The following is a 12,283-nucleotide window of genomic DNA, read 5'->3' on the forward strand; positions in this document are numbered from 1 at the left end:
CTCCTCTTAGATTTCAAATTTCTTAGATACTCTCAACTGGATAATAGAAATAACCGCAATCAAGAGAAACAAGATAACAGCAATGGCATTGGCATAACCAAATTGATTGCTCTTAAAAGCATAGTTGTATACCAGAAGTCCTAGAGAGGTGGTCGCATTATTCGGACCGCCGCCTGTCATGGCAAAGACCTGGTCAAACGCTGTCAAACCACCTTTTAGAGCCAAGATAAAGACCATGGAAACGCTTGGTAGGAGATAAGGAAGTTCCACCTTCCAAAAGATTTGTTTGCTGCTAGCTCCATCAATTCGAGCTGCTTCTGTAATCTCAGTCGGGATAGACTGAAGACCAGCTAAGAAGATGATAATAGGCATGGCTACCCCTTGCCAAAGCAAGACGAAGATTGCTGCAAAGATTGCACCGCCATTCGTTCCTAGAAGGCTGGTTTTAAGAAATTCAATTCCTAAGGCATTCCCTATAGCTGGCAACCCGTAGTTAAAAAGTTGCTTAAAGATAAGAGCCACAGTCAATCCAGATAGGACAGCGGGGAAGAAAAACCAAGCTCGGAAGAAAGTTTTCCCCTTTATCTTCGAGTTGAGAGCTCGTGCTATCCAGATCCCCAGCATAATCTCACCAACTACCATACAGATAGTAATGATAAATGTAAAGCCTATTGCGTTCATAAACTTAGGATCGCTCATGAGGAGCATAAAGTTATTGAGTCCGACAAACTTATAATTATAGGTCAAACCAGTCCAGTTTGTCAGGCTGTAGAAGGCACCCTGAAACATGGGCACATAGAAGAATACAGCCTGTAGTACAAGGGGAACAAGGACAAAGAGCCAACCCCAATATTTCTCAATCAATTTTTTCATAGTGGATCTACTCCTACTCTACGTCTGCTTTCATCGGATTGAAGAAGGCATTTAGTGCTTTCGCCATATCCTCTTTGTTTCCAGTTGTAATATAGTTCCCAGTCAAGGTATAAAAATCACTTTCACTGGTCCAGTCTTGGGCTAGCCAAACGAGGTGTCGGTCTGTAAATGCTAGTTCAGCAAGACCGGCTAGCGGTGCATCTGAACCTGCTTCCTTGACACCTTCAATAGCTGTTGGTGAGCCGTCCACATCATAATATTTCTGCATAACTTCTGGACGTGACATATATTCAACAAAAGCATTGGCTTCTTTCTTGTGCTTACTACTTGACGAGATAGACCAAGCTAGGTCTCCTGCTCCAATGGTCAAGCTTTGTCCTTTTTGCTTTCCAGGGAAAGGGAAAGTTCCAACATTAAACTTAGGATCTTGCGCATTGATTGCTGTGATAGCCCAAGAGCCATTTGGAGTCATCAGGGCATCGCCTCTAGCGAAGGCACCGACAACATCAGTATAGCCTGCTCCCTGCCAGTTGGTTTGCATGGCACCTTTTTTTCGGAATAAATCTAACAGTCTGAAATCATCTTTAAGCACTGAATCTGAAGACTTGATGGCATTTGGCTTGGAAAAACGTAGGTAATCATTCGCTTCCTTACCGCCACCCGTAGAAGTGGCAAGAGCTAACTGATGATAACCATTCAAGGTCCAAGTATCTGCTCCTGCAATGGCAAAAGGTGTTTCCCCTTTTGCTATAATCGTATCAACTAATTCCTCAAATTCCTCCCAAGTCTCTGGAACTTTCAATCCCAGTTCTTTAAATTTATCTTTGTTGTAATAGATACCATAAGCATTAGCAGTATAAGGGATATTGTAAATCTTTCCATCTATCGCATATTTATCTGCGTAATGATTCTTAACTCGCTTGAGATAATCTTTATTAGATAAATCTTCAAAGTACCCAGCTTTAGCCCATTCTTGCAATTCAATAGACTGGGGATAGATATTGACAACATCAGGAACATCTCCAGCCAGAACGCGAGTTTTGAGTACTTCCCCAGCGTTAGGGACATTCACCACTTTCACATGCACATTCGGATTTTCTTTTTCAAAGTCTTTTGCAATCTCACGAAGGGTATCAACCATTTCACCCTTCTGATTGAAATACTCAATCGTTACCTTACCATCTGTTGACTCCCCTTGGCTGCTACAAGCTGACAGCCCCAAAAGGGACAGTCCTGTAATAGCAGCTAAGCTCATCTTTTTATACCATTTCATGGTCTAGCCTCCTTATTTTTTAATAAAATGCAACTGTCTGCTAAGATAATCTCCTTGCGGAAGATTCATAGTGATACCAGCATACATGAGTTCTGCACCTGAGTAAACTGCGCCATTTCCCTGCAGCTCATAAAGCCCTTCTTCCTCTAAGTCTTTTAGTTTCAAGGTTGTTTCCATCGTTTCCACAACTGATAAGACTCGGACATAGGTTACAATCGTTTGATCTTCATAGTTAAATTGAACTGCTGCTTCATTGGAGCCAACATCTGGATTGATTAGCCTATACTGACGCCCTAGCTGGACCACTGGCCGTAATTCTTTATACAACTTCACCTGGTCAGCAATCGCAGCTTTCTCTTCATCTGATAGACTAGTCAAATCAAGCTCATACCCCAGATTTCCCATCATAGCCACATGACCCCGAGTTGCCAGCGGAGTAATTCGTCCCATCTGATGATTAGGCACTGCCGACACATGGGCACCCATTGAAATAGTCGGATAAAGATAAGAAGACCCATATTGGATTGGCAAACGAGCTATGGCATCAGTATTGTCACTAGCCCAGACTTGAGGGAAATACCGCATCATACCAAGATCATTTCGTCCACCACCACCTGAGCAGGACTCAAATAAAATATTCTCATATTTCTCTGTCAAATATCTTACAATTTCATAAAGCCCCAAGATATACTTATGTGACTGCATTTTGGTCGCCAGATAGTTAGTGCCATTCCCAAGATTGGTAATATTACGATTCATATCCCATTTTATGTAGTCAATATCGTGCTGACTCAACAGCTGATCCAGTGTTCCTTTGATATAGGCTACCACATCTGGATTAGCATAATCCAATACGAGTTGATTGCGAGAGTAGGTATGGTCCCGATCAGGCACTTGAATAGCCCAGTCTGGATGTGCCCGATACAGCTGACTGTCTACGGAAATCATTTCTGGCTCAACCCATAAACCGAACTGCAATCCTCTGCTATGAACTTCTGCTATGAGCTCTGTCAAACTGCCACCTAGCTTATCTTCATTGACAAACCAGTCACCCAGAGCCCGATTGTCATCAAAACGGTTACCAAACCAGCCATCATCAAGAACAAAGAGCTCAATACCAACTTTCTGTGCCTCATCTGCTAACTCTAGCAACTTTTCTTTTTTGAAATCAAAGTAAGTTGCTTCCCAGTTATTGATTAAAATTGGCCGCTCTCGCTTCGCAAATGCTTTAGGAATGATATGCTCTTGAACAAAAGCTTGGCTCTCATGACTAAGACCAGTCAAACCCTGAGCCGAATAATTCAACAGAGCAACAGGATTATAGAAAGTCTGCCCCGCTTCCAGTTTCCAAGCAAAGTTATCTTCACTGATACCGATACCTAGCCGAACTTCATTCAACTGATTTTGCTGAATCCAAGCTTCAAAGTTTCCGCTATAAAGGAGCTGAATTGCCCAAACTTGACCAGCCTCTTCCGTCGTTTCACTATCACAAAGGATAAGGCTCGGAGTCTGCGCGTGACCAGAAGCTCCTCGGTTGGAAGCTATTTTGAAAATCCCCTGTTCTAGCTTGTGACGACGAATTGTTTTCTCCCTAGCATAAGCTCCCTGTAAACTAATCACATCATAAGTCCCTGCTGGCAAATCTGCCATTAAGCTCAAGTTCTTATGTATGATTGCTGTCTCTCTACCGATATTTTCCAGCTTAGTAAAGGTTGCAATAGTATTGCTATCTTCAAAAGCTGTGTAATAAAGAGTGAGTCGTAAGTGAGCTACTGTATCCTCTAAAATAAAGGCCAGTGTTTCTGCATCTTCTGTACTGTGAGGGCTAGGCAGTCCTGGAACTTCCAAACCTCCCTTAATCAGCTGACTCTCAACAAACCGAAAATCTGTTACTTCATTATTAGCATGTTGGACTTGCAGAGAAGGTTGCCGAAAGTCTCCTAAACCATGCTGACCCAAAACCTGCCGCTGGGTATCTAAGCTAAAACTTCGCTCATTCGACTTCGGATTACCAGAAAATGCATGATCTCGCTCAAATACTGTATTGGAAAAATGATAGGATTCGATTTTTCTGCCTAAGTGTTTAAGCAAAAGGTAGCCATCCCTTTCCTCAATGATAAGACTGAAATTTTTTGTATTGATGTAGAATAGATGTTTGTCTATTTTGATAGCCATTTCTGAACCTCCATATTTACTAATATTTTACCTTATGAAATCGCTTCCTAAAATAGAATTATGTTAGGGAAATATGGTAAAATGTTAGGTAGGAGGCAAAATATGCTTGTTTTTTCAGAATACCAAACAGGAACAATTGATCTCTCACTTAGCTTCTACGGTTATGAAGAGTGCACACCTAGCTACTCTTTTGGACCAGCTATTAGAGATACCTACGTTCTTCACTACATTACCAAAGGGAAAGGTCAATTTCATTACAAAGGAAAAATTGTCGATTTAAAAGCTGGAGATCTCTTTCTGCTCAAGCCAAATGAACTTACCTTTTATCAGGCTGACAAAGAAGAACCTTGGTCTTACTACTGGCTGGGAATGACTGGAGGTAGGGTTTATGACTACTTCAATCACTCTCAGATTGCCGAAGACTGCTACCTACTTGCTAACCAGGAACGAAAAACAGATAGGATTGGGAAAATTGTTGAGAACTTGGTTTACTTCGCCGAGCAGACCAAATCTAACCAACTAGCTCAACTCCACATTATGGGCCAACTTTATGAACTCATCTTTCACTTGGGCAGCGTTGCCTATAAGCCCCAAGCAAATACCCTATCTGCAAGCCAGCAACTCTATCTAGCCTGCAAGCAGATAATTGACACTCAATATCCCAATCCTAACCTCAGCATTCAAGCTATGGCAATTAAGTTGTCCGTTCATCGCAGCTATTTAACAACCATTTTCAAGGAGGAGCACCAAAGCTCACCTAAAGAATATCTGGAATATGTCCGAATGCATCGAGCTAAACAACTCCTCAAAAGCACCCGTGAGCCTGTCCAATTTATCGCCTATTCTGTAGGTTTCTCAGATCCCCTTTACTTTTCAAAGGCTTTTAAAAAATATTTTGGCTTTTCACCCAGTTCCTTTCGAGAACAAAGTTAAGTTTTACTAAACATATCTTTGTTATTTACTAATTTTTGAGTTATAATTTATGTAGACAGTAAATTGAAAAAGGACCAAATCAAATGGCTACTATCAAAGATATCGCCCAGACTGCTGGTGTTTCTCCCGCAACTGTTTCGCGGGTTTTGAACTATGACAAGTCCATGTCTGTCAGCGATGAGACGCGCAAAAAGATTTTCGATATCGCTGAACAGCTCAACTACAAAAAAAGCAACAGGCAGAAAAAGACTGCATCTCAAACCCATCGCATCGCTATCGTTGAATGGTACACAGAGCTGGAAGAGCTGGATGATCTTTACTACTACTCCATCCGCTTAGGCATCGAAAAGAAAGCCCAGGAACTGGGCTATGATATCGTGCGTATTTTCAACAACGACTCTCTGAGCCAGCTAGAACAGATTGACGGCGTCATTGCCATCGGAAAATTCAGCAGCAAGCAAGTCAAGGAGCTGGAGCAATACAGTCCTGCCCTGATTTTCGTGGATAGCGATACGATCGACCAAGGCCACAGCTGTGTGACAACGGACTTTGAGCATGCCGTTACTCATGTTCTCGACCATTTTCTTGAGCAGGGCATTCGAGAAATCGGGATGATTGCTGGACGTGAAGAGACCGCAGACGGAACGACAAGTCTTGACGATCCGCGCTTGGCCTGCTTCTGCCGTTACCTTAGTGACAAAGGTCTTTATCAGCCGACTTATGTCAAGACAGGCAAGTTCTCCTCAGAGTCGGGCTACCAGCTGATGAAAGACATGATTGACGAACAAAAAGAACAGATGCCCAAAGCATTTTTCATAGCCAGCGATGCTCTGGCTGTCGGTGCCATCCGTGCTCTTCAGGAAGTGGGAATAGCTGTTCCCCAAGATGTCCAGATTATTTCCTTTAATGATACATCCATTGCCAAATACGTCTATCCGCCTCTCAGTACTGTGACAGTCTTTACAGAGGAAATGGGCAAGCAAGCTCTGCAGATGCTGGACCAGATGATTAAAACTGACGAAAGCCCCATCCCTTACATGATTAAGCTCTCAACCAAGCTGACACTAAGAGAAAGCAGCCATTAAGTTAGAAAGACCACCTATGAAAACCTACGAAAAAATCTTTGACATCCTCAGCCAGACTGACGACTATGTCAACGGCGAAAAAATAGCCCAAGAATTGGGCATTTCGCGAACTTCTATTTGGAAAGCCATTCAAAAACTGGAGAAAAAAGGCATCCAAATCGAGTCAGTCAAAAACCGAGGCTATCGATTGACAGCGGGTGACTTACTGATTCCTGATTGGATTGAAGCGCACTCACCTGTTCAGATCTCCTTTAATCCTGACTGCCAGTCCACTCAGATGGACGCCAAAGCTGGCATGGAGGCCGGACGCCCTGCCGACACTCTCTATCTAGCCGCTGCCCAATCTGCTGGCCGTGGCCGTTTCGGTCGTGCCTTCTTCTGCCCCAGCCAGGGCGGCTTCTATATGTCTCTCCATCTCAAGCCCAACCTTCCCTTCGACCAGCTCCCCTCCTATACAATCTTGACCGCAGGAGCTATCTACAAGGCAGTAAAAAATCTAACCCTTATAGAGGTTGATATCAAGTGGGTCAATGACATTTACTATCGAAACAAGAAAATTTCCGGCATCCTGACCGAGGCCACAACTTCTATCGAGACAGGTCTCGTCACTGATGTTATCATTGGTGTTGGCTTTAATTTTTTCATTAAAGAATTTCCAGCTGAGATTAAAGAAAAAGCTGGCTCCCTCTTTGAAGAGAAACCAGCCATTAGTCGCAATGAGCTCATTGCCGAGATTTGGAAATGCTTCTACGAAAGTGACCCAGAAGAGCTCATCTATCTCTACAAGCAGCGCTCCTTGGTGCTAGGACGACAAGTGACCTTTAGTCAAAAAGGCGTAGACTACCAAGGTTTGGCCAAGGATATCTCAGACAGCGGGCAACTTTTAGTCCAGCTGACAGATGGTCAGGAAATATGGCTCAATAGCGGCGAAGTCTCGTTGACCAGTTGGTAATCAAAAATTTCATTTCAAAAGGACTGAGTCTCATAGCTCAGTCCTGTTTTCATTATTTCGGTCCTAAATGTTTATCGATTTCATCCACAATCCGCCCCATGACATAGGAAATCTGCAGATTGCGCAGCACTAAAACTGCCCAGAAAGCAGCCATAAAATAGCGCCCCGCCATGATAGATTCATTGAAAAAATAGGTTTCTAAGGCCGTAAAAACAGCCATCACAATAAATTGTCGTCTGTTCATAGATTTATTATAACACGAAAACCTAGAAAAATCTTTTTTTAGTCCTCTTGAATGGTAATTTTTTCTGCTAAAAAGTCAAATCCCTCTGGAATCAGGCTTTCCTCTTCCTTCTCTTCAGCCTCCGCCTTGCCATTGCGGCTGCGAGCTGAAAAGTCCGCCCGAATCTTGGTCCACTCTTCCAAGGAAATAGCCAAAATCTCTGGTGAAAAGCCTGCTGCATTGCTGAGGATATTACCAAACATGGTATTGAGATTGTCCCGCTTCATGGTCTGCTCAGCGTTGAAATTAGACTCAAAAGCTAAGATAGCATGACTTTCATTGGCCGCTACCGGCTGCGATCCTGCCAGCAAGGCCTTATCAGCTCCAGCCAGACTTTCGATAATCTCACCCCAAGCATTCTGCAGCTTAGTCAGATTGCTGCGAGCCAGACTAGGATTCTCAACAGCCTCTTCTAGGATGGCATTGACCTTATTGCGGTCTGCTCGATATCCCTTAGACTTCTGCGGCCGAATATCCGAAGTTTTGACAGCTGCTGCAGGTTTCCCATTGCCATTAGCCAGCTGCTGTTTAAGACTATCAATCTCTTGCCTCAGGCCCTTGAGCTCATCAGCTAGATTATCCGGAATCGCTGCCGCTGCAGGATGGTTGCTGGTCTCTGCCAGTCGAATGGTCATCATTTCTGTATAAATCTTAGGCTGTAGGCTATTCTTGATGTCTGCCAAACTCTTAGTCGCCATATCTATCATGGCAAAGAGAGTGTCCTGCGGTGTCTTGAGATTTTCCAGAAAGAGCTCGCTGGCATGATGATTTTCCCCGCCAGTTTTGACAATAATCAAGTCACGCAGATATTGCAGGAGGTCCGTCACAAAACGAGCCATATTTTTGCCGCTATCAAAAATCAGATTGAGATTATCCAAGGCTGCAACAGCATCATGAGCAATCAAGGCTGCTACATAGGCATCCAAGGCTCCCAAGCTGATAGAGCCAGTGATTTCTTCAGCAATGTCTGTAGTCAAACGATTTTCCTGAGTTAAGCTAAGAGCCTGATCAAGGATAGATAGGGCATCCCGCATACCGCCCTCAGCTCGACGAGCAATAATCTGCACACCTTCTTGCTCAAAATCAATACCTTCCTGCTCTAAAATCCACTCAATATGACCAATAATGTCCTGCGTCTTGATAGACTTAAACTCAAAACGCTGGACACGGGAAAGAATGGTCGCTGGAATCTTATGCAACTCTGTCGTCGCTAGGATAAAGACCACATTTTCCGTTGGCTCTTCCAAGGTCTTGAGCAAGGCGTTAAAAGCTCCAGTCGAGAGCATATGCACCTCGTCAATGATATAGACCTTGTGCTTGGCCAGACTAGGCGCATAGGTTGACTTGTCCCTAATGTCACGAATCTCATCTACTCCATTATTAGAAGCAGCGTCGATTTCGATGACATCTTCAAGGCTCCCCTCAGTAATAGCCTGGCAGATATAGCAGTCATTACAGGGCTCACCGTCCTTTTGATTCGGACAATTCATAGCCTTGGCAAAAATCTTAGCAACACTAGTTTTCCCTGTTCCACGTGGACCAGAAAAGAGATAGGCATGGCTGATTTTTCCTTGCTCCACAGCCTGACGCAGAGTGGTAGCTACTACTTGCTGCCCCACCAGCTGACCAAAGGTCTGACTGCGGTACTTTCGATATAAAGCTTGATACATTAGGCTTTTTCTCCAAACATTTCAAAATTCCAAGTCGTTTTTTCAAGCAAAATCTGAACAAACTTTTCCAGATATTCCTGATCTACCTTATCATAATCACCCGTCAAGGCTGAGTCCAAATCCAGTACTCCCAGAAGTCGACCGTCTTTTACCATGGGAACCACAATTTCGCTCTTAGCCCGGCTATCACAAGAGATATAATTGGCATGCTGGGTCACATCATCTACGATAATCGTCTCTTTTTTCTCAGCAGATTCCCCACATACACCCTTACCTAAGGTAATATGGACACAGGAAACACCTCCCTGAAAAGGCCCCAAAATCAGCTCTTTCCCATCAAAAAGATAGAAACCTGCAAAAACAGAATTAGGAAGAGCTTGATTGAGCAGGGCGCTAGCATTGGAAAGATTGACCAAAGCATTGGTCTCACCCTCCAACAAAGCTTCCAGCTGTGCCAATAAAAGTTGATAATTTGAAATTTTTTCTTTTGTGTTCATAGAGTCTATTATATCAAAAAGCCGGTCTTTCAACCAAGCTTTTCTTTAATTTTGTTATCCAAAAATTCATCAATCAGTCTATTTACAATATCGGGTTGGTCGGTATTAGAATTATGTCCCGCCTTATCAATCCATTGAACAGACTTCCCAGTATTTTTTTCATAGGCTTTCAAATATCGTATACAAGACCCTGCACGATCTTCTTTTCCACATATAACCAATTGTGGACATTTTACTTCATAAGAAAGCTTCTTCTCTACTGCTTCTGAAAATATCTTATATCCGTATCCCGCAAGACGAGCATACCTTTCTTGATCGCCATCATAAACCATCATCATATCATACATCAGTTTTCTTCCATAGTCTGTTGTTGATACGCTTTTAGGGCCTGATTTCAAAAGAAATTTCCATGGATAGATTCTATAAATTGCCTCCATATTTTTTAAGAGCCACAATTCCATAGCTGTATAATACTTCCTTTGAAGGGATGGTGAATCAATCGTAACAAGACCTTTTAATTTCTCAGGAAAAAGTTGAGCATAAACCTGTCCTACATATCCTCCCATTGACTGACCAATTACTATTGGATTTTCTATTCTCTCTTTGATAAATATTTCATCCAGCCAAGTTGCTAAATCAAATAAAGTAAAATCGAGACGAAATGGATAAGATGAAGCTTGTCCAGGTGCGTCCCAAACCAAGGCTCTATATGTATCTTTAAAATATTCTATTTGTTTTTCAAATAACCTATGATCAGCAGTTAGCCCAGGTAAAAAGACAAGAGCACTTTGGTATGATTTAACAGCATCATTTGTCCAATAATGAATTATTCCACTTGGTGTTTCATATATTCTTTCAATCAAAGTTCAACACTCACATTCTAATTTGTTTAATCTAGTTTATCGCAATTGCACTCATTTCTCTTATTAGAGTTTCTCAAGTAGGACAACTAGAACATATATTCTGCTTACTTATCCTCCTCCAAAACCTTCACTTCTTCACCCTCCACAAGCACAGCTTGGCGATTATTGAGGGGAAGCAGATTCAGCTGGTCGCTATATGTATCCAGAGTGTCCTGGGCACTTTCAACAAAAGGTTCTTCGCCAACATGAGGAAGAACATAAAAATCCACCTCGTTTAGTGCCCCTGTATCGTGCAGTTCTGCTGCAACTCCTTTATCGTCCATGAGCTTATTGTAATCAATGTCCTTGGCTGTGATGATAGCACCAGCAGATTCGCCCACATAAACCATGCCATCCGCAATCTGTTCTTTTATCAAGGACAGAAGCTGCTTTTTCTTTAGTTCTTGCAGAAGGTAAAAAGTATTGCCGCCAGAGACATAGAGGAGTTTGCTTTGGAAAATTTTGGCCTGAGCTGTCTCTCTATCACAAGCTGAAATATCTAAAATTTCTACTTGAAATCCCAAATCTGCAAATGTCTGCAGGGCTTCGTCAATATAACCTCTGTACTCTTCTACATTTCCAGCCGTCGGAATAAAAAGCACATGTTTGCCCAATTGCTTTTCAGATGCATATTGTCTGAACAAGTTCTTGACTCCCGCAAAATATGAACATAAAAATAATTGTTTCATAGGATACCTCCTTATTTTTTAACGATCTTATAAAGAATCCATTGATCCTTTCTTTGACTATCGATGAGATGCAGGTCCAAATCTGTCAAATAGTTTTCCAGTTTTTCTTGCTTTGTAAAGTCTGGTTGGTAATAAGCTAATTTGCTCCATTCACATGCCAGTAAGATGATTCCATCTGGCTTAAGTATCCGCTTAAGTTCTAGGAACGCTTGAGTTAGATTTGACCAATGAAAATGAGTCTGAAAGGCTGTAATCAAATCAAATTCTTTGATTGGTACATTAAGTAAAGAAAAGCAAAAATAATCAGAAGACCAATCATTGCTATATAAATCATCTGTCTTCCCCCTCATATCTTCTGCCATAAAGCCTTTTAGCTTCCTTGGTATATTTCTTGATAAAATCCGTCTTGGAGTTTGTATAGGCATCCCGATTGTGCTCATACTGTTTCCACAAAGACAGTTTGAGCTGTTCATAGTCCTTAGCTACAGCAGGGTGCTCCTGTAAATAGTCTCTAAAGTAAAGTTCATCATGATCGCCTTCATAGCGCAAACGCAGATGGAAAACCCGCTCCGCAAAACCGCTCTGTGTGTAGCCTTTATTAAATGACATCCGCCCTTGCTTTCTGACATGAGGAGATAACCATTTTGCAGCAGCAAGTCTCTCATTACCACCATATCTGTTTCTTTGGGAATTTCCAATAAGATATCCACTATTGGCTTGGCCCAAATGGTCTCTACCGATGTTGAGCCAATATGGCTAAGACGAACAATCTGATGTTCTGGCAAAAAACTCAAAAGCCGAAGCCGTTCCGCCTCATACCAATCTTTCCACGCTGCCTGATGCTCTCTCAGAAAAATCGGAAAAAGCTGCCATAGCTCTTCGAGTGACATTTCCTCTAAAGATGGACTCATAAGCACCTCCTTAGGTAATTTATACAAGCGTTTTCTCTAG

The 12,283-nt window shown here is 42.4% G+C and carries 11 protein-coding genes and 2 pseudogenes; 3 read left to right on the forward strand and 10 right to left on the reverse strand.

Annotation, left to right across the window (positions count from 1 at the left end; all coding sequences use genetic code 11):
* Positions 1-6 precede the first annotated feature (6 nt).
* From DQM55_RS06810 to DQM55_RS06820, 3 genes are read right to left on the reverse strand one after another with little or no spacing between them, the layout of a single operon-like run.
* Positions 7-873: a carbohydrate ABC transporter permease gene (locus DQM55_RS06810; protein ID WP_111675924.1), complete on the reverse strand. Its 867-nt coding sequence runs from the start codon at positions 871-873 to the stop codon at positions 7-9.
* Positions 874-886: 13 nt separating this feature from the next.
* The gene (locus DQM55_RS06815; RefSeq protein ID WP_002904350.1) at positions 887-2,146 is read right to left on the reverse strand and encodes an extracellular solute-binding protein; all 1,260 of its coding nucleotides are present in this window, start codon (positions 2,144-2,146) and stop codon (positions 887-889) included.
* A gap of 12 nt (positions 2,147-2,158) precedes the next feature.
* Positions 2,159-4,321: an alpha-galactosidase gene (locus DQM55_RS06820; RefSeq protein WP_111675925.1), complete on the reverse strand. Its 2,163-nt coding sequence runs from the start codon at positions 4,319-4,321 to the stop codon at positions 2,159-2,161.
* Between the two features lie 102 nt (positions 4,322-4,423).
* On the opposite strand from DQM55_RS06820, the gene DQM55_RS06825 reads away from it, so the two are divergent.
* The 3 genes from DQM55_RS06825 to birA all read left to right on the forward strand — a co-directional run bounded on the left by DQM55_RS06825 (position 4,424) and on the right by birA (position 7,291).
* Complete coding sequence (locus DQM55_RS06825; protein ID WP_172454738.1) at positions 4,424-5,254, forward strand: AraC family transcriptional regulator; 831 nt, start codon at positions 4,424-4,426, stop codon at positions 5,252-5,254.
* Positions 5,255-5,337: 83 nt separating this feature from the next.
* Positions 5,338-6,339, forward strand: coding sequence for a LacI family DNA-binding transcriptional regulator (locus DQM55_RS06830; RefSeq protein WP_111675927.1), 1,002 nt, complete (start codon positions 5,338-5,340; stop codon positions 6,337-6,339).
* A gap of 16 nt (positions 6,340-6,355) precedes the next feature.
* Entirely contained in the window at positions 6,356-7,291 is a 936-nt protein-coding gene (birA, locus tag DQM55_RS06835; RefSeq protein WP_111675928.1) for a bifunctional biotin--[acetyl-CoA-carboxylase] ligase/biotin operon repressor BirA, read from the forward strand.
* Positions 7,292-7,343: 52 nt separating this feature from the next.
* Here birA and DQM55_RS06840 read toward each other — a convergent pair whose 3' ends face one another.
* The 7 genes and pseudogenes from DQM55_RS06840 to DQM55_RS06870 all read right to left on the reverse strand — a co-directional run bounded on the left by DQM55_RS06840 (position 7,344) and on the right by DQM55_RS06870 (position 12,243).
* The gene (locus DQM55_RS06840) at positions 7,344-7,535 is read right to left on the reverse strand and encodes a DUF3272 domain-containing protein (RefSeq protein WP_002895701.1); all 192 of its coding nucleotides are present in this window, start codon (positions 7,533-7,535) and stop codon (positions 7,344-7,346) included.
* Between the two features lie 38 nt (positions 7,536-7,573).
* Entirely contained in the window at positions 7,574-9,244 is a 1,671-nt protein-coding gene (gene dnaX / locus DQM55_RS06845; protein ID WP_111675929.1) for a DNA polymerase III subunit gamma/tau, read from the reverse strand.
* Positions 9,244-9,741: a GAF domain-containing protein gene (locus DQM55_RS06850; RefSeq protein ID WP_111676938.1), complete on the reverse strand. Its 498-nt coding sequence runs from the start codon at positions 9,739-9,741 to the stop codon at positions 9,244-9,246. The genes dnaX and DQM55_RS06850 overlap by 1 nt, the downstream gene beginning before the upstream one ends.
* 29 nt (positions 9,742-9,770) lie before the next feature.
* Positions 9,771-10,604 (reverse strand): alpha/beta fold hydrolase, encoded by an 834-nt coding sequence (locus tag DQM55_RS06855; RefSeq protein ID WP_111675930.1) that lies wholly within the window; start codon positions 10,602-10,604, stop codon positions 9,771-9,773.
* 104 nt (positions 10,605-10,708) lie between these two features.
* Positions 10,709-11,332, reverse strand: a complete 624-nt coding sequence (locus DQM55_RS06860; RefSeq protein ID WP_111675931.1) for a Type 1 glutamine amidotransferase-like domain-containing protein — start codon at positions 11,330-11,332, stop codon at positions 10,709-10,711.
* An 11-nt stretch (positions 11,333-11,343) separates the two neighbouring features.
* Positions 11,344-11,613 (reverse strand): annotated as a pseudogene (locus tag DQM55_RS06865) (methyltransferase domain-containing protein); the annotation flags it as partial.
* 49 nt (positions 11,614-11,662) lie between these two features.
* Positions 11,663-12,243: pseudogene (locus DQM55_RS06870) on the reverse strand (GrpB family protein).
* Between the last annotated feature and the right edge of the window lie 40 nt (positions 12,244-12,283).

The sequence above is a fragment of the Streptococcus sanguinis genome, assembly GCF_900475275.1.
GTDB classification, from domain to species: Bacteria; Bacillota; Bacilli; order Lactobacillales; family Streptococcaceae; genus Streptococcus; species Streptococcus sanguinis_N.